The organism is Blautia argi, from assembly GCF_003287895.1.
Lineage (GTDB): Bacteria > Bacillota > Clostridia > Lachnospirales > Lachnospiraceae > Blautia > Blautia argi.
Window position 1 is genome coordinate 3,061,333 of sequence record NZ_CP030280.1, and the last position, 24,117, is coordinate 3,085,449.

The window sequence follows — 24,117 nt, forward strand, 5'->3', positions numbered from 1 at the left end:
CCTCTATGCTTCCTCTGCAAGGATATTCAGATTTTCTTTGCCCAGAAGTTTGCAGGATATATTTCCTTTTCTTCCTTCTGTACATACCGTCACAGTTTCTCCTTTTCTCACCGCTTTCACAGTAAGTACCGCATTCCCCTGTAAATCAGTAACCACGGTTTCTGCTTCTTTTCCGTCTTCCATATTCACAAGGTAAAGGGTTACTCCCTCTGTATAATCATAGTCCGGTCTGTCACTGTTGCTTCCCACTGCCAGAATGGTATTCGGTCTTACTAATAAAGGCATATGGAAATAATCATAGGTTTCCTTCTGCCATTTTCCGCCCTCTACATTCTCTCCGGTAAGCAGGTTATACCAGATTCCCTCCGGCACATAATATTCCACTTCCCCGGATTCCTTAAAGATTGGCGCCACCAGCAGGGATTCTCCCAGCATGTACTGCTTATCCAATGTTTCACAGGCTCTGTCCTCCGGGAATTCCACAAACATAGGCCGCATCATCGGGGTTCCCTCTTCATGGGCAAGCACTGCCTGACGGTACAGATACGGCATCAGGCTGCATTTCAGCTTCACAAACTTCCGCAGTACCGCGCAGGCTTCCTCATCAAACAGCCATGGCACACGGTAAGAAGTAGAGCCGTGCAGACGGCTGTGAGAGCTCAATAACCCAAACTGGCACCATCTCTTGTAAATATCTGCAGGAGCTGTATTCTCAAATCCACTGATGTCATGGCTCCAGAAGCCAAAGCCTCCGCAGGCAAGAGAAAGTCCGCTTCGCAGGGTTTCCGCCATGGACGGGTAGCTGGCTGAACAGTCGCCGCCCCAATGTGCCGGGAACTGCTGTCCCCCTACAGTTGCAGAACGGGCAAACAACACGGCCTCCCCTTCTCCCCTCTCCTGTTCCAACAGTTCAAAGACTGCCTTATTATACAGGAAGGTATAGTAATTATGCATTTTCACCGGGTCAGAGCCGTCATGGTAAGCAATGTCTTTTACCGGGATTCTCTCCCCAAAGTCTGTCTTGAAGCAATCCACACCCATATCCAGCAAGGTCTTTAGCTTGCCCTGATACCATTTCACAGCTTCCGGGTTGGTAAAGTCCACAAGACCCATGCCCGCCTGCCACATATCTGTCTGCCATACGTCGCCGTTTGCCTTTTTCACCAGGTAGCCATGCTCCATGCCCTCTGCAAACAGCGGGGATTTCTGTCCAATGTAAGGGTTAATCCACACACAAATCTTCAGTCCCCGGTCATGGTAACGCTTCAGCATGCCCTCCGGGTCCGGGAAGGTATTGGGATCCCAGGTAAAGTTGCACCACTCAAAGCCTTCCATCCAGAAGCAGTCAAAATGGAACACATGAAGGGGAATATCACGGTCCGCCATGCCCTGGATAAAGCTGCTTGTGGTTGCCTCATCGTAATTGGTAGTAAAGGAAGTAGTGAGCCAGAGTCCAAAAGACCAGGCAGGGGGCAGCGCCGGTTTTCCGGTAAGCTCTGTATATTTCTGAATGGTTCCCTTAGGGGTCTGCCCGTTAATCACATAGTAATCCAGACGTTCACCCTCCACGGAAAACTGGATTCGCTCTACCTTCTCGCTGGCAATCTCATAGGAGGCATCTCCCTCATTATCCAGCAACACTCCGTATCCCTTGTTTGTAATATAGAAAGGAATGTTCTTATAGGAAATCTCACTGGCAGTACCGCCGTCCTCATTCCACATCTCTACCACCTGGCCGTTTTTTACAAACGGGGTAAACCGTTCCCCAAGGCCGTAAATATACTCGTCCACATCAATGGCAAGGGCGTCTACGGTGTATGTTCTGCCGGTTTCATTATTTAAAATGTTTGCCATATTTCGGAAACCGGTGTTGGTCAGCTCCCGCTCCCCGTCCAGGAAACGGATTCCCCAGGAATTGGGACGCTTGTCCACCACGGCCTTTGTATGCCCGGTCTGATAAGTAAGGAATTCTTCTGTTTCTTCGATTGTCACATGAGGGCTGGTGCAGCGAACCTCCGCAAAAGGACCTTTATAAGCAGTTCCTTCAAAATGCACCACAGATACCTTAATGACGTCTTCCATGGGGCTGGAAAGCCGTATAGTGAGCATGCCCAGGTTCAGAATATCCCCCCTGCTGCCGATGTGCTTTGCCGGGGCGTAAATAGTCAGCTCATCGCCATTTCTCCTGCTGTCTGCATACTCCACTGCATAAAGAGGGGTCATTTCTTTTTTCACACTCCAGTAACCGTCTGTAAATTTCATAAGTTTGTTCTCCCTTCTGCTGCTTCCAAATCTTATTTCAAATAAATCTTCACTCTGTTTTCTGTTCTGCTGTCAGCGCCAATACGAACCGTAAAAGTCCCCGGTTCTGCAGCAAATTTCATATCTGCCCTGTAGAAACGCAGCATACTCTCCTCAATGGTAAAGCACACTTTTTTCTCTTCCCCGGGTTTCAGGGTTACCTTCTGGAATCCTTTTAATTCCCGCAGAGGTCTTGCCACACTTCCGCATTCATCTGTGATATAAAGCTGAACGGTTTCTGTTCCTTCCCTGTTTCCTGTATTTTTTACCGTTGTCCAGACCTGCACACTCTCTCCTGCGGAAAATTCCTGCTTATCTGCCTGCACCTCTCCGTAAGAATACTCTGTATAGCTCAATCCATATCCAAAGGGATATAACGGCTGATTAGGCATGTCTGTATAGCGTGATAAGAAACGGTTTTCTATCTGCTCTCCGTCCTCCACATGACGTCCGGTGGGGAATTCTCCGTAAAAGACCGGTACCTGAGAAACGCACCACGGCAGGGACATGGCAAGTCTTGCCTGGGGATTTCTGTCCCCATAAAGGATATCTGCAATGGCATGACCGCCCTCTGTTCCGGGGAACCATGCATACACAATCGCCTTTGCATGTTCTTTGATTTCTCTGATATCCAACGGACGACCTGCCAGCACTACCACTGCCAGATTGGGATTTGCCTGTGCAACCGCTCTTAAAAGTTTTTTCTGCACTTCAGGAATGGTAATATCTCCCCGGCTTCCGCCTTCTCCGGACTGCAGACAAGATTCACCCAGAAACAGCACTGCTTTTTCGCATTTTGCCGCTTCTTCTGCTGCCTCCTGAATCATCTTTTCTGTATCTTCTTCACTGTCTTCATTTGTCATGTTAAACCGGAATCCATACACAGTCTGTCCGGGATTTAAAATGCCGCAGCCCTTTGCGAAAACTCCATTTTCTGTTTTTTCCTCTAAGGCCTCCCGACAGGTGACTGTATCCTCCGGATTTGCGAAGAAAGACCAGGCACCCAGCATACGTTTTTCCTCTGCATAAGGACCGATAAACGCCACTTTTTCTTCTTTTTTCAGAGGCAGAAAATGGTCTTTATTTTCCAGCAGCACCATGGTGTCAGCTGCAACTTTTCTGGCTGCTTCTCTGTTTTCTTCTGTGAGAATATTTTTTTCTTCACTGTCTGTTCCGGCACTTCTATACGGGTTTTCAAACAGTCCCATTTTATTCTTTAATTCCAAAACTCGAAGCACTGCTGTATCAATGCTATCCTCGGAAATCGTTCCTTCCTGTACCAGATTTTCCAGCTGTGACATGTAACAGCCGCTCATCATATCCATATCTGTTCCCGCCTGGATTGCCTGTCTGGCAGCTTCTTTTTTGCCTTCTGCCACACCATTGGTAATCAGCTCTCCTATAGCATTCCAGTCAGAAATCAAAACGCCCTGAAAGCCCATTTCTTCTCTCAAAACATCTTTCATCAGCCACTGATTTGCTGTGGCAGGAATCCTGTCTAAGGTATTAAAAGAGGTCATAACCATTGCGCTTCCTGCGTCAATGGCTGCCTGATAAGAGGGAAGATAATCCTCTCTTAAGGTTCTCTCTGACAGTTCCACGGTGTTGTACTCCCGCCCTGCCGTAGGTGCGCCGTATGCTGCAAAATGCTTGGTACACGCACCTAAATGACTGTCATAATCTGCTGCTTCCCCCTGGATTCCCTGCACCATGGCAGCCGCCATCTGTGCATTCAGATACGGGTCCTCTCCCGTAGACTCCATAACTCTGCCCCATCTGGCATCGCGAACCAAATCCACCATGGGCGCAAAGGTCACATGCAGACCTGCAGCCGCGGATTCCTTTGCCATAACATCTCCCACTTCCTTTGCCTCTTTTGGCTCAAAAGAACAGCCAAGAGCAAGAGGAATGGGAAATACGGTGCGGTATCCATTGATAATATCTGCCATAAATAAAACCGGAATGTGATGAGGCTGTTTTTCCATACACTTTTTCTGCAGCTTTTCAATCTGCTCTGCGCCTACCACACCCAAAATACTCCCTGCATAAGGAAAATCTTCCGCAGAAAATCCAAGCTCTGTTTCCGCGCCGGTCACCGGGCCTTCCTCTTCGCTGAAGCAGCTAGCGTCCAACTGGGTCAGCTGTCCTATTTTTTCTTTTAAACTCATATCTGAAAGCAATGCTTTTAAGTCTTTTTCTGTCATATGTCCATTCCTCCGTTTTCTCAAAAGCAAAGGGACAGGAAGGTATCTGTTACCACCCTCCTGCCCTTATTTTAATTTTCTTCACATAACTTTATTTCATAAAATCTTGCCATATTTTCTCTTTCAAAGTTCACGCTCAGGCTTCCTGCTCCCGGATTCCATTCATATGCACTTTCACTGAAAGAAGGATATTTACAGATAACCTCTGCATTTTTTCCCCTTCCGTTGGGAATTGGTATCGAAATACATGGTGTGTTTCCACTTCTCCTCCACACAGAAAGATATATTTTTTCCTCTGTCCGAAGTCCCAGAGCTACCCACTCATCATCAAAATCAGATAAGCCCAAAGGCCAGAAGGGAAGCGCATTTTTAATATCCCCTCGTATGGATTTGTAGCAATCCAGTCCTTCTTTAACCAGCGTTTTTTCATCATCGGAAATTTTATCCAGACGTCCGCTTTGATGGATTCTCAAAAGCATGGCGTTTACCATATTGAACACCGTGGCTTCTCTGTCCCCGTCCGGCAATGGATAAGACCAGACAGCGCTCTGTTCCGGAGTCAGTCCGCTGGGTGAATTGGCCGCAATAGTTGCATAATACCGATAGTCTTCCTCATCTGAGGTAGACTGTATGCTGTATCTGGAAAGCATGGCATAGTCGATTCGCAGCCCTCCGCTGGAACAATTTTCAATCACCAGTTCCGGATATTTTTCAAACAGACTGTCCAGCCATTTCAGATAAGCCCGCTCATGCTCCAGCATGCCCTCTCCCGGGCTGTCTGCAAGATACTCTGTTCCGATTCCGGGTTCTATGTTGTAATCCATTTTGATATATCCGATTCCGTATTCCTGAATCAGACGGTCTACCACAGAAGTCATATATTCCCGTACCTCAGGATTTCTGTAATCCAACTGATAACGGCTTCTGTCATAAATGCGCTTTCCGTGTCTTACAAAAAACCAGGTATCCGGCAATTTCTTTGCCAGTTCGCAGTTGATTCCCATAACCTCAGGCTCCAGCCAGATACCGGGAATCATGCCTTTGGAACGGATATAATCCGTAACCTCTCTCAGACCATTAGGGAAACGCTCTCTGCTTTCCTTCCACTCACCAACTGCGTCCCACCAAAAGCCTTTTGCATACCAACCTGCATCAATGCAGAAATATTCACAGCCGGCCTTTGCCGCTTCATCGACTAATGGAATTTCCTTTTCTGTTGTAGGGTCTGCAAACAGACAGTTCATATAGTCGTTAAAAATAATCTTACAGGTTTCATTATCCTGATTTTTCCTGCGGATTCTTCTGCGGTACTTTGTCAGTTCAGCTATAGAACTGTCAAATCCGCCTAAAGATACTCCTACTGCCGCCGGCACGGTTGTAAAGCTTTCCCCTGGTTTCAGGTTTTTGAACCAATGGGAATACAGCTCGTTTGGACCTCCAAGCGCCAGATACAGATGTCCGTTCTGGTCGCCGATTTCCCAATGCCAGGAACCATTCTGTTCTATCTGCCAGTACAAAGAGGAACCTGTTTCCTGATTTTCCAGATAAGCCATGGGAAGAAATTCTTTGGAAGACCAGTTTCCCGTATTGCTCACATGGAAATGATTGGAAGATCGCTGAATCTCTTTTGGCTGAACCAAATCCATACCTAAATCCTTTAAAGTATAGTCCTTCCAGTTCATTTCTCTCTGCCAGCCATTGTGAGGCAGCTTCAAAAGCAGTTTTTCGTCCTGTCTTTTCACACCTTCTTTTTCAATTCCCATATAATTAAAGGTGGAAATGTAATCCAGGGTCTGCATTTCCTGCCCCCGGTTTTCTACCCTGTGTTCCATTCGGACAATGGGGATACCATCGTAAAACTGCCAGACAGATTCCACCTGCATGTCCGTTTCTTCATCTGTAGTAAGAAATTTTAAAACACGTCCTTTTTCATTTCTCTCATCTGTGTGAGATACATATTTCATGCGGAATCCATGAGAAGTTACAATATACTTATTCCCATGTCTTTCGTGAGGGCGGTCAAACCCATAAAGATTCATTTCGATAAAATTGAATCCTGCTTCTTTCATGGCCTGGGTTATTTTTTCTTTCTGAAACGGAAGTGCAGAAAAATGAAGCAATTTAAAACTTCTGTCCTCTTCGATTTCAAATACAATATGTATACCGTTTTCTTCTATTACGATTTGTTTTTCCATTTCTTTAACCTTTCACTGCACCTGCAACCATTCCCTTAATAATGTGTTTACTGAATGCAAAAATATAAAATAACAATGGGCGCCATGGTAATCAGCATAGCTGCCATAATCTTCGGATAGTCGGAAGAGAACTGTCCTGTAAACTGTGTCATGGCAAGAGGTACGGTCTGCAAAGCAGTATCCTTAATCAGTACCAAAGCAAAGGAAAATTCATTCCAGCAGCTAAAGGTCTGAAGGATTGCAACTGTAATCATAATAGGCTTACAGATAGGCATAATGACCTTAAACAGAGTTCCTGAAAAAGAACAGCCGTCAATAGCTGCCGCCTCTTCAAGTGCTGTAGGAACTTCTTTAATAAATCCCTGACACAGGAATACCGATATCGGCAATCCAAACGCCACATAAGGAATAATCAGGGTGAACCACTGATTTGAAAGTCCTGTCTTATTAAACACTACATAAATAGGTACTAACAGAGAATGTACCGGAATCAGCATTCCCATTAAAAGCATTACCCAGATAATTTTATTTCCTTTGAATTTGATTCTGGCAAGGAAATATCCCACAATAAAGCCAAATAATACAATAAAGAACACGGAAATCAAAGTTGTTCTCACACTGTTTAAAATAGAATCACCAATGTGATAATCCGGGTTTGTAAGCACTTTTACAAAGTTTTCGATTGTGGGATTTTCAGGAAGACTCATAATATTCCTGTTAAATTCTCTCTTTACCTTTAAAGAAGAATATCCCATCCAGATTAACGGAAAAATACAGGAGAAAGAGAACACCAGCATAAGCAGGTTCAGAACTACTGATTTCACTCCGTTTTCCGATTCTTTTACCTGTTGTCATACCATAACTATTTCCACGCATGCCTCATCACTCCTTTTCCCTGTTGACCGCTCTCTGGAAGAGCTGCATAAGCCCGATAACCAACATTCCCAGTACAAAAATACCGACAGAAATTGCACTTCCGTATCCCATATTCTGCTGCTTAAAGGATACTGAGTAGCCATACATTGCCATAACCATAGAGGCATCTCCGGGACCTCCGGCAGTCATAACATAGATATTGTCAAAGGCTTTCATATTACCGGATACACAGAGTACAATACATACGGCAATGGTGTTTTTAATCATGGGAATTACCACATAAAGCGCCCTCTGCACTGCACTTGCTCCGTCTAATTCCGCAGATTCCAGTATTTCCTTGTCAATGGCTGAGGTAGCGGAAAGAAGGATAACCATATAATATCCGATAAACTGCCAGATTAACGGAATTGCTACCAGCGTCATAACAATATCCGGATTGTTCAGCCACACCTGTTTCTTATCTTCCTGTCCGATTAAGTCCAGAAACCAGTTTAAAATACCTCTTCTGTTGTCATAAATCATGGTCCAGATAAAACCTACGGCAACAGCGGAAACCGTACTTGGGAAAAATCCAAAAGTTCTGTGGATTCCCTTCATTTTTACAAATCTGGTGCTGATAATCATAACAAAGACAAAAGCAATTCCCACCTGTCCGATGACACAGAGAATAACCAGATAAATATTATGTCCAAACGCATTCCAGAAAGTAGAATCTTTCAGTAATGTGATATAGTTTTCAATTCCAATAAAAGTTTTATTCGGTCCGCCTTTCCATTCGAAAAAGCTGTAAAATAAAGAAGTCACTAATGGTACAAATACCGCAAAAATATATAATAAAAGCGGAATACACAAATAACCTAAAATGACACGGGTTTTCGGTTTTTTTGATAACATGAATTCTGCCCCCTTTTCCAAGAGAAGGGGTGGCTTATGCTGCCGCCCCTCCGGGTTTTATGTCTGTATGTCTTAATAATTCTGTTCGTAGGATTCCTGTGTTTTCTTTGCCACATCTTCCGGTGTGGTATCTCCGTTTAACATACTCTGTACTTCTGTATTCAGTACTTCCCATACGGCTCCGTTAATAAAGGAGTCATAAATATCGCATGCTTCTGTATCTTCATAAGACCATTTATAGAAATCCTGTGTCAACTGATCAAATTTACTTAAATCTACATCATCGACTTTTGCAAGACCCTGTAACGCATAGTTTTCTGCACAGTACTGTGAGAAATCCGGTCCTGTTACATATTCTGCAAGGTCAACGGCTGCTGCCAGTTTTTCCGGGTCATCTGCCAGCTTTGCATTAATAGCTACCGCATAGCCAAGTCCAATAGCCTGTGTGTTTGTTGCCCCTTTTGCATCTGCCGGCTGTGGAATTACGGCAAATCCTGTATTTTCCAAAAGTTCAGGATCTTCTTCCTGCAGAGTTGCCTGAATGTAGCTTACGTCCCAGTTACCGCAGATATAAGCCGGTGCATCACCGGAAATATAGTATTCACGAGCGTCTTCATTTCCGATTGCATTGAAATCTTCATTAAAGATTCCTGATGCAAAAATATCCTGTGTAAAGCTCAGTGCATCTACAAATTCTTTATCTGTAAAAGCAGCTCCGCCTTTGTCAATCAGGGACTGGAACCAGTCTTTTCCTGTATAACGGTTTCCGATAACAGAGAGGAAACAGGAGTTAATCTGCCATTTACCGCCATTTCCGAAAGCAATAGTTTCGGAATATCCGTTGTCCTTAAAGTATTTATCTGCTTCTTTTACGTCCTCCCAGTTATCCGGGAAAGTATCGTATCCTGCGTCTTTCCATGCCTGTTTATCATACATAACAACAGAACAGGTTCCGCCTGTCAGCACCGGAAGACCCCAGGTTTTTCCATCGTAGTTATAAGGAACAAAGAAATCCTGATTGTAGGTGTCGTAATATGGAGATTCCTTAATAATATCTGTCATATCCAATACCAGACCCTGGTCTGCCCACGCTCTTGTATTCATACCCTGAAGCAAAAATACGTCCGGCAAATCGTCTGCCGCAGCCTGTGTAGCAACCTGTGTTTTGTAATCATCATTCGCTAAAACGGTCTGGCTTAACTCAATGTCCGGGTGCCCCTCTTCCCACTGGGCAATCATGGTACGAAAACCATCAGAACCGCCGTTTCCCTCTGATTCTTCGGAAGTGGAATAATGCATCATGCTTAATTCGCCTTTGTAAGCCAATTCTTTTGATGCATTTGGACTGGCTTCTGTTGTTTTTTCTTCTTTTGCCTCTTCCTTACTTTCTGAAGACTGTTCGCTTGTGCTTTCGCCGGAGTCTGAACTTCCCCCGCAACCGGCCAGCATACTTCCCGCCATCGCTGTTGCTAATAAGATACTGAGTACTTTACTGCGCTTTTTCATACCATATTCCTCCTTAAATGATAAAAATATATATCTATAACCCACAGGCTCTCCTGCGGACTATAATCTCAGCAAACTTTTTTGTCTGCTTTTAACTAATGTTTTTCCATACTGCAACGGATTCACCCGGTTCTACCATACCGTCTACCACAACGGTTTCTGCATGTAACTTTTCTTCCGGAAATTCAATCCGATTAATTAATTTATTTCCTGCCTGAATCCCCATGGATACGGTATCCTGATGAATGGTTGCGATTCTGGGTCTTACAAAGGACGCCAGGCTAAGCCCGTCATATCCCACCACCGATATTTCCTCCGGTACCCGGATTCCCATTTCCCGTATGGTATTCATTCCGGCAATGGCTGCCAGGTCATCTGGATAAAGAATGCAGCTTGGTCTGTCCGGTACAGACAACAGAGTTCTTGTAAGCGAAACGGAACGCTCGGCATCTCTGTAAGGACAGGTATAAACATACTCTCTGCGTACCGGAAGCTTATGTTCTTTCATAAATCCCATGTATGCCTCCAGACGTCCCCGGGTAACCTCACTGTTCTGTCCGTGAATATAAGCAATCTTTCGATGTCCTCTGTCATACACAAACTGCATCAGCCTTCGCATATCTCCGTACTGATTTGAAGCAATGTTGACATGTTTTGGTAAGGTGTTATCCACCACTACCACCGGCATATCGGAATCCAGGATTTCTCTGACTTCGTCTAGCTGATAATCTGCACAAAGAATGAAAATCCCATCAAACCGCATGTATTTGCACTGTTCCATATAAGAAAGACGATTGGGCGAATTGCTGGCATTTAAAAATGTCATAACATATCCCCGCTCTTCCACAGTGACTTTAAAGCTGTTTAAAATTCTGGCAAAATGCTCATGTAAAAGTCCCTGTCCCGTCTGTTCAGAGAGCAACACTCCAATGTTTCTTGTATGCTTGCTTTTTAAAGTAGACGCCATGTAATTGGGAATATAATTCATTTCCTTTGCAATCCTGCAAATCTCCTCTTTCTTGGAACTGCTGATATCCGGTCTGTCATTCAGAGCCTTGCTGACTGTAGAAACAGAAACATGACACATTCTGGCTATATCCTTTAGCGAAATGCTTTCTCCCATTTTCTTACGCCTCCGTTTCCTCGCCTTCTGACAACATGTATAATTTTCGACATTTACTAAATCGTTTTCTTGCAACATATTTTCCACAATCTCCAATACTTTCGCAATACTATTTTCGTAATTTCAAGTTTTTTGTATACTTTTACATAATATTACCATACTTTTTTAGGAGTATGGTATATTATTTTGTGAATTTTTATTTTCATCTTTTCTTTGACAACGAAATAGTTTCGTAAAATTTTTGGTATTTTAAATTTTTCCACGCATTTCTCTTGTTTTTTCTTATTTCCTTTGGTATAATTGCCTTGAATTTTAAAGTTATTCATCTTTTTCTATACATACTGACTGATTATATGAGCTGAGATTACTAAATCGTTTTCTTGAAATCCCTTATATATCAGGAGGTCTTCTATTATGAAATACGGTTTTTTTGATGATTTATCCAGAGAATATGTAATCCAACAGCCGGATACCCCTCTTCCCTGGATTAATTATCTCGGTTCTGACAATTTTTTCTCTTTAATTTCCAATACCTGCGGCGGATATTGCTTCTATAAAGATGCCAAACTGCTTCGCATGACCCGGTATCGCTACAACAATGTCCCTTACGATACCAACGGACATTATTTTTATATCAAAGACAGGGACACCATATGGAATCCCGGCTGGCAGCCTTCCAAAACACCTCTGGATTCTTATGAATGTCGTCATGGCATGGGCTACAGCATTTTTAAAAGCAGCAAAAACCAAATCACAGCCAATCTTTTAACTTTTGTTCCTTTAAAAGATTCCTGTGAAATCCAGAAAATTACCTTAACCAATGATTCTGAGAAGGAAAGGAATATCAGCCTCTTCTCCTATGCGGAATGGTGTTTGTGGAATGCAGACGATGATTCCAGAAACTTTCAGAGAAATTTAAGCACCGGTGAAGTAGAAGTAAAAGATTCTGTTCTCTACCACAAAACAGAATACAGAGAACGAAGAAATCACTATGCTTTTTACGGTGTAAATGCGCCTGTGAATCATTTTGAAACCAGCAGAGATGCTTTTCTGGGAGTTTACGGAAGCGCAGAAAAACCGACCGCAATTATAGACGGAAAACTGACGGATTCTATTGCCAGCGGCTGGTATCCCATTGCTTCTCATCAGATAAATCTCTGCCTGAAGCCGGGAGAGAGCAAAACTTTTGTTTTTGTTTTGGGATACGCAGAAAATCCGGAAGAGGAAAAATGGGAAGCAGAGAATATCATAAACAAAAAACCGGCAGAAACTATTCTGAAAAAATATAGCTCTGAAGCGTCTGTAGACCAGGCTTTTTCTGCACTGAAAGATTACTGGACAGACCTTTTGTCCCGTTTCCAGGTCACAACAGAAAACGAAAAAGTAAATCGCATGGTACATATCTGGAATCAGTACCAGTGCATGGTAACCTTTAACATGTCACGCTCTGCTTCTTATTATGAATCCGGCATTGGCCGCGGTATGGGATTCCGGGATTCCTGTCAGGATCTTCTGGGATTTGTCCATCTGATTCCGGAACGGGCCCGCACCAGAATTATTGATATTGCCTCCACACAGTTTGCAGACGGAAGCGCTTATCATCAGTACCAACCCTTAACGAAAAAAGGAAATTCTGACATCGGAAGCGGATTTAATGACGACCCACTCTGGCTCATTGCGGCAGTTTCTGCTTATATCCGGGAAACAGGGGATACCTCTATCCTGAAAGAGCCGGTACCTTTTGACAATGAAGAGGAAACGGCCGTGCCTCTCATGGAACACCTGAAACGCTCCTTTGATTTTATCGTATCCCACAAAGGGCCTCATGGACTTCCTCTTATCGGTCGCGCAGACTGGAATGACTGTCTGAATCTGAACTGCTATTCCAGACACCCGGGAGAGTCCTTCCAGACCTTTGGTCCAAGCGAAGGTCCTGTGGCAGAATCTGTTTTTATTGCAGGTATGTTTGTCAAATATGGACGGGAATATGCCGACCTGTGTCATTTGGTTGGAAATCCGGCAGAAAGTGAGCATGCTCATAAAGAAGTTGCGAAAGTTTACGATTCTATCTTACAGCACGGCTGGGACGGAAAATGGTTCCTGCGGGCCTATGATGCCAATGGAGAGAAGGTTGGTTCTGCTGACTGTCAGGAAGGAAAAATCTTTATTGAGCCACAAGGCTTCCTCCCTCTTTCCGGTGTAGGCATTAAAGAAGGCCTTGCCGAGCAAGCTCTGAAATCCACAGAAGAATGGCTGGATACACAGTACGGTATTACCATTCTGCAGCCGCCTTACACTCATTATCATCTGAATCTGGGTGAGATTTCTTCTTATCCGCCGGGATATAAGGAAAATGCAGGTATTTTCTGCCACAACAATCCCTGGGTTTCTATCTCTGAGGCTGTCCTCGGTCACGGAAACCGTGCCTTTGACGTATACCGAAAAATCTGCCCTGCCTTCCTGGAAGATATCAGTGAAATCCATCGGACAGAACCCTATGTATACTCCCAGATGATTGCCGGAAAAGACGCTCCCCGTTTCGGAGAAGCCAAAAACAGCTGGCTTACCGGAACAGCTGCCTGGACCTTTGTCAATGTTTCCCAGTATATCCTCGGTATCCAGCCCACACTGGAAGGTCTGTGTATTGACCCCTGTGTACCCGAAGATTTCGGCGACTTTACTGTAACCCGCATGTACAGAGGTGTTTGCTACCATATTTCCGTCCGCAATCCCCACCATGTGCAAAGGGGTATCTCCACGCTCCTGGTAGACGGCGTTGCTGTACAGGGAAATATCATACCTTTTGATTCCGGCAAGACCGACGTCTATGTGGAAGCTGCTATGGGTTAAAACTATTCAAATATTTTATAGAAAAATCGGAGGAATATTATGATAAAACAATCTTTAAACCAAAACTGGTTTTTGCACTCAAAGAACCACAATACACCTTTCCCAACCACGATTCCTACCAGCGTCTACACCGTACTGGCAGAAAACAGGCAGATACCGGACCCTTACTGGAAAGACAATGAAGATACCGTAAGAGATGTGATAGACAAAGACTACACTTATACCTGCAGCATTACTCCCCTGCCGGAGCTTTTGCAGGAAGACGCCTGTATCCTGCGTTTTGAAGGAATTGACACCATTGGCGATGTATATTTCAATGACGTCCTTTTAGGTCATACTGCCAATATGCACCGCACCTGGGAATATGATGTTACAGACTTGATTCAAAAAGAAACAAATCTTTTAAAGGTGGTTCTGCATTCTCCCTTAAAAGCAGCCGATGATGCCTTTGCCAAATGCGCCACCCGGGGAACAGAAGATGCCTGGGACGGTTTCAGCCATATCCGAAAAGCCCACTATATGTATGGCTGGGATTGGGGCGCACATCTTCCTGACGCCGGAATTTTCCGTGATGTCACCCTTTTAGGCGTTAAAAAAGCACGGATTGACTCCGTATATGTCACACAACGGCACGAGGAAGACAAAGTGACGCTTCACGTTTCCCCTTCCTTCTTCCTGCCCCGCCAATTTAAAAAAGAGTTTTCTTTTGAAGACTTAACCCATGCTGCCGATACAGACTTTACTTATAACGTAACTGTCACAGACCCGGAGGGGAATTCTCAGACGATTTCCGGCAATCCTACAGAACTGGAAATCCTCTCACCAAAACTCTGGTTCCCCAATGGGCTGGGCGCACAGCCCCTTTACACCGTAAAGCTGGAACTTTATGCAGGAGAAGACTTACTGGATACCTGGGAACGCAGAATCGGCCTGCGTACCATGACCATGTGTACAGAAAAAGATGAGTGGGGCAACACCTTTGCTCATGTGGTAAACGGAATTAAATTTTTTGCCATGGGAGCTGACTACATACCGGAAGAACACCTTCTGGGGAAAATAGATTCTGACAGACGGCGACAACTCCTTATGGACGCCAAGCTGGCGAATTTTAACAGTATCCGCGTATGGGGCGGCGGCTATTATCCTGACGATGAATTTTTTGATTTGTGCGACGAGCTGGGACTAGTTGTATGGGAAGACTTTATGTTTGCCTGCTCAGTCTACGAACTGACACCGGAATTTGAAGAAAACATCACCCGGGAATTTATTGACAATATCAAACGCCTCCGCCACCATGCAAGCCTTGGTCTGTGGTGCGGAAATAATGAGATGGAATCCTTTGTGAAAGACGGGGAATGGGTATCCAAGCCCTCCGAAGTTCGGGATTACCTCTTTATGTACGAGCGCATTATTCCAAACGTACTGCAAAAATATGACCCGGAAACCTTTTACTGGCCTTCCAGCCCTTCCTCAGGGGGCTCTTTTGACGAACCGCAGGATCCAAACCGTGGCGATGTACATTTCTGGCAAGTATGGCACGACAACAAACCGTTTTCCGAATACCGGAAATATTACTTCCGTTACCTCTCAGAATTTGGATTTCAGGCATTCCCTTCTCTGGAAACCATTAAAGAAGGCATCAGCGATGAGCCGCAGGATTGGAATATTTTCTCTTACATAATGGAAAAGCATCAGAGAAACAATGCTGCAAACGGAAAAATCATGGGCTATCTGCAGCAGACCTACAAATACCCCTACGATTTTTCTTCTATGATTTATGCCTCCCAGCTTCTGCAGGCAGACGGAATCCGCTACGGCGTAGAGCATTTCCGCAGAAACCGGGGCAGATGCATGGGGGCTGTATACTGGCAGTTAAACGACTGCTGGCCTGTGACCTCCTGGTCCTCTATTGACTACTACGGACGCTGGAAAGCCCTGCACTATTATGCCAAACGCTTCTTTGCTCCTGTGATGATTTCCTGCGAAGAGCAAAATTGGCTGACAGCCAGCGCAGATATGAACCGCCAGCACTTTACCTTTGAGAAATCCATTCGCTTAAATGTGACCAACGAAACCTCTAAGGAGAAAAAACTCACTGTGCGCTGGGCATTGCGAAATGCAGATGCCTCTGTTGTCCGTGAGGAGTCTGCAGAAGTGTCGGTTGCTCCGTTTTCTGCTCTGTGGCTGGACAAGGTATTGCTGCCGGAAGCAGATGCGTTCCGTCAATACGTCAGCTATGAAGCAGTGGAAAATGGGGCTGTGATTTCCTCCGGAACTGTGATTTTCTCTTACCCGAAATATTTCTCCTATGAGAATCCCAATCTGCAGGTAAGCGTAGAGGGCGATGAAATCGTAGTTCAGGCTGACGCCTATGCAAAGAGTGTGGAAATTCTCAATGAACATGAAGACCTTGTTCTGGAAGATAATTACTTTGACATGAACGGAGGTTCCAGAAGAGTAAAAATTGTAAGAGGCGAAGCAAAAAATCTCCGTGTCAGAAGTGTTTATGACATCGGACGTGTTGTATAAATTTCTCCGATAAAATTCAAACGAGAGGCTGCCGCAAAACAGCAATCAGGGACATTTCCCTTTTGCATTTCCTGCGACAGCCTCTCGTTTTTTGTCTATTCTTTTAAAAATCTGTACTTTCCCTTTCCATGGCCGGCTACCGGCTCTATAAGTCTTGCCTCTGCCAGTTTTGAAAGGAGTTTAGAAGCGCCTGACTCCCCAAGTCCCAAAAGTGCTGCAGCTTTACTTCTGCCAAAAATTTCTTCATATCCAAACTGCTTAAACAGCTTGCAGATATGCCCTTTTGTTTTATCAGAAAAATGCTCTGCTCTGAACCCAAACACCTCTTCAATATCCACTTTTTCAGTCTGAATGTGTACTTTTCTCTCTCGAATATCCACCTTCTCAGCTTGAATGTGTACTTTTTCTTCATCAATATCTATTTTTTTCATGCTCAAAACTCCATCTATATGAAGATTCCGATTCCGCAATTCATTTTTTTCATTCAGAAGCAAATTTCTCAAAAACGCCTCCAGATATTCTGTTGTTTCGTAAATGCCTTTCTGCAAATTTGTATAATTTGCACGAACAAGGGCATTTCTGAAATACCAGGCGTTTTCTGCAAAAATATCATTTGTTGCTGAAAAACCAAGCATTCTCAAATATTTAATGAAGAATACGGCTGTGGTTCTTGTATTGCCTTCTCTAAAAACATGAATTTGCCACAGCCTTGAAACAAATATTGCAAGATGATGAATGATTTCGTCCATGGAAAGTCCCTTGTAACAAAAATCTCTCTCCTGAGAAAAATCGTATTCGAGGGTAGCCCTCAATTCCGAAGCGCTTCCATACAGAACCGTTGCTCCGTCTAAAATCCATTCTTTTTTTGTGATGTTATAATCTCGTATTTTCCCGGCATGACTGTAAATTTCCCGAAACAGCCTGCGATGAATGGAAATATATTCATTGGGAGAAAAAGAAAACGCTGTTTCGGATAATATCTCCGCTATTCGAGCAGATACCTTATCCGCTTCTTCTGTACGTATATTTTCTGAATCCACCGGTTTTTCTTCATAATAACTATCGAGAAGGCTTTGGACTTCTTTTAAGGTAATTTCACCTTCAATATTTCTAATAGCAGTATCCACCAAATATTCCGAAGGTTTAAGACCGTCCACTGCCTGAAGTCCAATAGCTGTACTCCAGGCATATCCTTTTCTGCATTTGTCAGGTTCAGATTCTCTTAGATATTCCTTAAACGGATCTCTTTCCATACTGTTCCCTCATTTCACGATATCCACCTTTTAGCAGATTTCCGCTCCTGCCGGCATCTCTTTCTCCGGTGTCATAAGCGCCAGCTCTCCGTCCTGCCCTTCTGCGCAGAGAATCATACCTTCTGACAGGATTCCTGCCAGCTTGGCAGGTTTTAAGTTCACCAGAACCATAACCTTTTTGCCCACCATGTCTTCTGGTTTATAGTGCGCTTTGATTCCGGACACAATCTGTTTTACCTGGCTTCCGATTTTCACCTGAGAACACAGCAGTTTTTTTGATTTTTTCACTTCCTCGCAGGCAATGATTTCTCCTACCTGGAACTGCATTTTCATAAAGTCGTCAAAGGTAACCTCTTCTTTTGCTTCTATATCAATGACAGGAGCTTCTTCCTTTGCCTCCTCCGGTGCATTCTGAGCAGCTTCCTTTGCTCTCATTTCTTCTACCTTTTCCAACACCTCTTTTACGTCCAGACGGGCAAAGAGGATTTCCGGTTTTTCTGTCACTTTATTGCCTGACGGATATAAACCAAAGGTATCCAGTTCTTCATAAGTTCTCTTTCCTGCATTTAACTGTGCCAGAATCTTTTCTGTAGTTTCCGGCATAAAGGATTCCAGAAGAGAAGCGCCAATGCAGATACCCTCTACCAGGTTGTAGAGAACTGTTGCCAGACGGTCTTTCTTTTCTTCATCCTTTGCCAGAGCCCATGGCATGGTTTCGTCAATATATTTATTGCAACGTTTAAAAAGAGTAAAGATTTCTGTAATGGCGTCTGCCACTCGAAGCTCTTCCATTTTTGCCGCTACTTTTGCCTTTGTTTCCAGTACAACTGCCTTTAATTCCTCATCTACTGGTTCGCAGACATTGGTGTTTTTCACTTCTCCTCCAAAATATTTGTTGGACATGGAAATAGTTCTGTTTACCAGATTTCCCAGAGTGTTTGCCAGCTCGGAATTCAAACGTTCTACCATTAATTCCCAGGTAATCACACCGTCATTTTCAAAAGGCATTTCGTGAAGTACAAAGTAACGCACTGCGTCCACACCAAAGAAATCCACAAGCTGATCTGCATAAATTACATTTCCTTTGGATTTACTCATCTTTCCGTCACCCTGCAGAAGCCATGGATGTCCAAAAACCTGTTTCGGCAACGGCAAATCCAGAGCCATTAAGAAAATCGGCCAGTAAATAGTATGGAAACGGATAATGTCCTTTCCGATTAAGTGCAGGTCTGCAGGCCAGTCCTTTTTAAACTGCTCTGTGCTTTCTCCGTCACAGTCATAACCGATTCCTGTGATATAGTTTGTCAAAGCGTCCAACCATACATAGACCACATGTTTTGGGTCAAAATCTACCGGAATTCCCCATTTAAAGGAAGTCCTGGATACACATAAGTCCTGTAATCCCGGCAGAAGAAAGTTGTTCATCATCTCATTCTTTCTGGATACCGGCTGAATAAATTCCGGGTGTGTATTGATGTGATCAATCAGACGCTGTGCATATTTGCTCATTCTGAAGAAATATGCTTCTTCCTTTGCAGGAGTTACCGGACGTCCGCAGTCCGGACATTTGCCGTCTACTAACTGAGATTCTGTAAAGAAGGATTCACAGGGAGTACAGTACATACCTTCATAATAGCCTTTGTAAATGTCCCCCTGGTCATACAGCTTTTTGAAAATCTTCTGCACCTGTTTTTCATGGTCTTCGTCTGTGGTACGGATAAATTTGTCATAGGAAGTGTTCATCAAATCCCAGATGCTCTTAATTTCTCCTGCCACATTGTCTACAAATTCCTTGCAGGTCACACCGGCTTCTGCTGCCTTTAATTCAATTTTCTGTCCATGCTCATCTGTTCCTGTCTGGAAAAAGACATCATAACCCTGCTGTCTTTTAAATCTTGCGATGCTGTCTGCCAGCACTGCCTCATAAGTATTTCCAATATGAGGTTTGCCTGATGTATAGGCAATGGCTGTTGTAATATAATATTTCTTCTTATCCACTTTTCTTCCTCCTGTTCTAAGAGAGTATGGCTAATTTCCTTTCCGCGAGCTGCGCATTTCCACACGAAGTGTGTTTTTTGTAATAGGAGCATTACGCAGTAATTTCCTATTACAAAAAAAGCCCGCCTCCTCTGTTTCCAAAGAAGACGAGCTGTATTCACCCGTGTTACCACTTCTGTTCATCTGTTCCTTGCGGTTCAGACCTCACCAGGTACGTTCATACCTTACCGCTATAACAGGCGGAACCTGTCGCAGCCTTGGTACGATACCATACTTCGGTGCGCCTCTCAAAAGCCATCTTCCACATACCCTCATTCGCTTTCTCTCAGCATATAAAAGCTTCTCTGTAAAATAAGAAATACATGTACTCTCTTTGTCACTGTGTTTACATATATTTATCATGCTAACACATCTTATAGTCTTTGTAAACACCCCGCCCGGATTTTTTCTCTGTGCAGTCTGTTTTTATGCTACTGCAAATTTTCCCAGGACACTTTCAAACGCATCGTCCGGCTGTTCATATCTGACACAAAGCTTTTTATTGTACTCCAGACTTAAAACCCCCAGAATGGACTTTGCATCAATGGTCATACGGTCATGGACAATATCAATGTCAAAGCTGCAGCGACATGCTGCATTTACAAATTCCTTTATTTCATCTATGTGCTGAAAGCACACGGTTTTTTCACACATCTTCATTTCCTCCCTGAGCCTTCTAAAATTTTGTCGTTTTTCGCGCCAAACTATAGAATAAATCAAAACAGGAAATATTTCAACTGTTTCCGAAACATATTTTAAAACGAATGTCCTATAAAAATGAAAGCTTACATCTGCTTTTCATATTCCTTACTAAGACGCGCAACAATCTTCACAGATGCTAAAATCGCAATAAGGTTTGGAATCACCATAAGTCCGTTAAACATATCAGACATATTCCATACCAGATCCACCTTCAGAACAGAGCCAACCAGTACGCAGATAACTACCAGAAAAGCGTAAATCTTTACGGCTTTGTTTCCCAACAGATGGCGTACATTAACCTCTCCGAAATAATACCAGCCAATAATCGTCGTAAAGGCAAAGAACAGCATACAAATGGCAATGAATACCTTTCCAAAAGAACCAAAGGCAGAATCAAACGCCACCTGAGCCAAAGCCGCTGCAGTTTCTCCGCTTGCCAAAGCCCCTGTGGAAAGAATTACCAGAGCTGTGAGAGTCAGAATTACAAAAGTATCAATAAACACACCCACCATGGCGATAATTCCCTGGTCGCCCGGGTGTTTTACATCTGCAGTTGCATGTGCATGAGGTGTGGAACCCATACCGGCTTCATTGGAAAACAGACCTCTTGCCACACCGAAACGCATAGCCTTCTGCACCGTAACACCTGCCGCACCGCCAAGCACTGCGCTGGGATTAAATGCTGCCACAAAGATATCCTGAAACGCTCTTCCCGTTCCTTCCAGATTCATGAAAAGAATAATCAGACAGCCTACAATGTAAACCAGAGCCATAAGAGGTACAACCTTTTCTGTCACTCTTGCGATTCGATTGATTCCGCCAATAAAGATAACGGCTGCAATCAGTGCAATGATAACGCCCACTACAAGAGGATCTACGCCAAAAGCTGTGGAAAAAGAGCTTCCAATAGAATTAGACTGTACCATGTTTCCCATAAATCCCAGAGCCAGAATAATGGCAACAGAGAAAAAGCCTGCCAGGAATTTCCCGAATTTTCCTTTAAAAATATATTTGATGTAGTATACAGGACCTCCCACAATCGCACCGTTTTCCTTTACCCTGGTGTGCTGCGCCATAACAGCCTCTGCATAAATGGTTGCCATTCCGAAAAAGGCGCTGACCCACATCCAGAAAATCGCGCCCGGACCGCCGGAAGCAATGGCAGTTGCCGCACCGGCAATATTTCCGGTACCTACCTGAGCTGCAATGGCAGTTGCCAGAGCCTGGAAGGAACTAAGACCGTTTTCACTGCTCTTTCCGTGAAGGGAAAAGCCTCCGAACATCTTTTTCATTCCTGCGCCGAATTTTCGTACCTGAATGAATTTCAGACGAAAGGAATAAAAAATTCCGGTTCCCAGAAGCAGGATTAAAAGCGCGTAATCCCACAAAAACTTGTTTACTACTTCTACAACAGATGCTACCATTTCCATTTTTCTATCTCCCTTTTTTTAGAATGAGAGCATATTGTTTGGAAGAACAAATGAAAAAAATAAGGCTGCTGCAATCAGCATGCCGACATCGAACATTCGATTCCGGCTTCTGCGTCCTGCCACAGCCTCTCTTCAAGTTCAGTTTAAGCGCAAATGCGTTTTTGCAGCCGTTTTTTTTATCCTTCTTTGCTTTCAAAAAGAAACATAAAAATACAACTGTTTAAAACTTCACTGTCCTTTTGCCTGAGAGATTCACAGAAGTTTTCCTTCTGCTTACACCTTCGGCACCCATACATGGGATTCTCCAGAGAGCCATCCAGATACAGTCCCGTCTTCTCAAAGACCCCTGAGAGTATTACTCCTTCGGTGGGCATTTCGCCGCTTTCCTGCACCCTTCGATTGGCACAATATGCAAATAACGTAATTTATTATAGCACCTGATTTCGGTTTGTCAATCCCTGAATTACAAATGTTTGTACAGAAGATACAATATAATCTAATTGAGGAAAATTCTATAATTATTTTATTTGTAGTAAATTGTTCTTAATTCTTAAAATATATAGTATAACAATAATAATCAAAGAGATAATAATCCCTAAGCTATTGTTCTTTATAAAAAACAGAAAAACTAAAAAGAACATCAAAGCTAAGAATCCATGAATAGATACACTTCTTCTATATAACCTATGCTCTTTTTCCGATAAATTATATTGCTTTCCTTTAATTTGTACTAACTTTTTTCTTAATTTAGTTCAGAAGACTTCCACATAACCTTGTTAAAACAAGATTCAAATCGTTTAGATATCTGAAAAAGAGGAACTGAATTCTAATTTTTCTCCTATACCTTCAGCCCTTTCTTCATCATCATTTTTCCCACAATCATGGTAAACAGTTCAGCTGCCAGAAACGCCAGCCAGATTCCGGTCACGCCCAAAAATACAGGCAGAAGATACACAAACACCACCACCAGAATACACCCTCTCAAAAGGCAGATAAGGAGCGCATGTGCATTTTTTACTACTGACTGAAAATAAGAAATATACACCATATTTACAGACAGAAAAATAAATCCTATAAAGTATACCCTCACAGCCTCTGCAGAAAGCGCCAGGATTTCCTTATCCGGATTCAGGAAAATATAAGTATAGACATTGGGGAAAACAATGCCCAAAAGCACCGGAACAGCACAGATAAGCAGGGAATTTTTCATGGCCAGTCCCCGCACCTCCTCTGCACGCTGTCTGTTTCCTGCCCCGTGGTTAATAGAGATAATCGGCTGCGCCGCCTGGTTTACGCCTTTGCAAAGACCCATAATCACAATGGAAACATTACAGATAATGCCAAATACCGTCACTCCTGTATTGCCCACATACTTTAAAAGCTGCAGATTAAAAATAAAGATGGTAATTCCCGCGGAAACCTCAATCAGAAAGCTGGCAAATCCATTCACCACAATCTCTTTTATAAATACAGGACGGATTCCCTTAAAATTAAATTTCAACTGATTCTTCTTTGTAAAGAAATGGAAAAATAAAATTCCTACAGTCAGCCAGGAACCGATAACGGTTGCAATGGCCGCTCCTGCCATTCCCATTTCCATAGGGAATACAAACACATAGTCCAGAATAATATTCGTCACACCGCCTGCGATTACGGCATTCATGGCAAGCTTGGGCGCGCCGTCATTTCGGACAACAGTCTGCAAAAAAGCAGAGAGAAAATAGCCGCCCATGCCCCAGATAATATAGGGAATGTAGTCCATAATATAAGGCATGGTTTCTTCTGTTCCGCCTAAAATCCATGCCAAATCTTCCATAAACACGGTACACAGTACCTGGCACACCAGCCAAATCAAAAGATTCATAAAAAAGGCGGCTGTGTAGTAGGCATCTGCTTCCTTTTTCATAGCCCGCCCCCGGTATACAGACATCAGTACGGAACCACCGACGCCAAAAAGCAGACCAATGCCAAAGAACATATTGTAAATAGGCAGAGCAATATTCAGGGCAGCCATAGCCACGCTTCCCAGCCCTTTACCGATAATAATCGTGTCCGCCAGAACATAAATAGACGTTACCATGGTTCCTATAATAGAAGGAATCAGATAACGGTAAAACAAACCCTTCACGGGTTTTTCCAGAAATTCTTTTGTTTCCATAAAAACTCCCTTCCTTTGGTTTCTGATAAAACAGTATATCCAAAGAAAGGGAATTTTGC

14 protein-coding genes and 1 riboswitch are annotated in these 24,117 nt (G+C 43.6%); of the genes, 2 read left to right on the forward strand and 12 right to left on the reverse strand.

The features are described 5' to 3' along the window. Window positions 1–3: 3 nt before the first annotated feature. From yicI to DQQ01_RS14900, 7 genes are all read right to left on the reverse strand, one after another. Window positions 4–2,262 carry an alpha-xylosidase gene (gene yicI / locus DQQ01_RS14870; RefSeq protein WP_111920630.1) on the reverse strand — a complete coding sequence of 753 codons (2,259 nt, stop codon included), beginning with the start codon at window positions 2,260–2,262 and terminating at the stop codon, window positions 4–6. Window positions 2,263–2,294: 32 nt separating this feature from the next. Continuing rightward, window positions 2,295–4,505, reverse strand: a complete 2,211-nt coding sequence (gene bglX / locus DQQ01_RS14875) for a beta-glucosidase BglX (RefSeq protein ID WP_111920631.1) — start codon at window positions 4,503–4,505, stop codon at window positions 2,295–2,297. Window positions 4,506–4,576: 71 nt separating this feature from the next. Continuing rightward, window positions 4,577–6,700 carry a glycoside hydrolase family 36 protein gene (locus DQQ01_RS14880; RefSeq protein ID WP_111920632.1) on the reverse strand — a complete coding sequence of 708 codons (2,124 nt, stop codon included), beginning with the start codon at window positions 6,698–6,700 and terminating at the stop codon, window positions 4,577–4,579. Between the two features lie 47 nt (window positions 6,701–6,747). Next, a complete protein-coding gene (locus DQQ01_RS14885; RefSeq protein ID WP_242980433.1) occupies window positions 6,748–7,524 on the reverse strand; it encodes a carbohydrate ABC transporter permease in 777 nt (258 codons plus the stop codon). A gap of 58 nt (window positions 7,525–7,582) precedes the next feature. After that, entirely contained in the window at window positions 7,583–8,470 is an 888-nt protein-coding gene (locus DQQ01_RS14890; protein WP_111920633.1) for a carbohydrate ABC transporter permease, read from the reverse strand. Between the two features lie 72 nt (window positions 8,471–8,542). Next, a complete protein-coding gene (locus tag DQQ01_RS14895; protein WP_111920634.1) occupies window positions 8,543–9,976 on the reverse strand; it encodes an ABC transporter substrate-binding protein in 1,434 nt (477 codons plus the stop codon). Window positions 9,977–10,067: 91 nt separating this feature from the next. After that, a complete protein-coding gene (locus tag DQQ01_RS14900; RefSeq protein WP_162624337.1) occupies window positions 10,068–11,099 on the reverse strand; it encodes a LacI family DNA-binding transcriptional regulator in 1,032 nt (343 codons plus the stop codon). A 414-nt stretch (window positions 11,100–11,513) separates the two neighbouring features. Here DQQ01_RS14900 and DQQ01_RS14905 point away from each other — a divergent pair, with 414 nt between their 5' ends. Continuing rightward, entirely contained in the window at window positions 11,514–13,949 is a 2,436-nt protein-coding gene (locus DQQ01_RS14905; RefSeq protein ID WP_111920636.1) for a glycoside hydrolase family 94 protein, read from the forward strand. A 39-nt stretch (window positions 13,950–13,988) separates the two neighbouring features. Further along, on the forward strand, window positions 13,989–16,478 hold the full coding sequence (locus DQQ01_RS14910) for a beta-mannosidase (RefSeq protein WP_111920637.1): 2,490 nt from the start codon (window positions 13,989–13,991) through the stop codon (window positions 16,476–16,478). Window positions 16,479–16,573: 95 nt separating this feature from the next. Here the strand turns inward: DQQ01_RS14910 and DQQ01_RS14915 are convergent, their stop codons facing one another. From DQQ01_RS14915 to DQQ01_RS14935, 5 genes are all read right to left on the reverse strand, one after another. Continuing rightward, entirely contained in the window at window positions 16,574–17,731 is a 1,158-nt protein-coding gene (locus tag DQQ01_RS14915; RefSeq protein WP_111920638.1) for a Fic family protein, read from the reverse strand. Between the two features lie 30 nt (window positions 17,732–17,761). Then, window positions 17,762–19,729, reverse strand: a complete 1,968-nt coding sequence (metG, locus tag DQQ01_RS14920) for a methionine--tRNA ligase (protein ID WP_111920639.1) — start codon at window positions 19,727–19,729, stop codon at window positions 17,762–17,764. A 465-nt stretch (window positions 19,730–20,194) separates the two neighbouring features. After that, window positions 20,195–20,422: an HPr family phosphocarrier protein gene (locus DQQ01_RS14925; RefSeq protein WP_111920640.1), complete on the reverse strand. Its 228-nt coding sequence runs from the start codon at window positions 20,420–20,422 to the stop codon at window positions 20,195–20,197. Window positions 20,423–20,553: 131 nt separating this feature from the next. Further along, complete coding sequence (locus DQQ01_RS14930; protein ID WP_111920641.1) at window positions 20,554–21,900, reverse strand: alanine/glycine:cation symporter family protein; 1,347 nt, start codon at window positions 21,898–21,900, stop codon at window positions 20,554–20,556. Window positions 21,901–22,121: 221 nt separating this feature from the next. Next, window positions 22,122–22,218, reverse strand: a riboswitch (glycine riboswitch). A 520-nt stretch (window positions 22,219–22,738) separates the two neighbouring features. Beyond that, window positions 22,739–24,058 carry an MATE family efflux transporter gene (locus tag DQQ01_RS14935; RefSeq protein WP_111920642.1) on the reverse strand — a complete coding sequence of 440 codons (1,320 nt, stop codon included), beginning with the start codon at window positions 24,056–24,058 and terminating at the stop codon, window positions 22,739–22,741. Window positions 24,059–24,117: the final 59 nt, after the last annotated feature.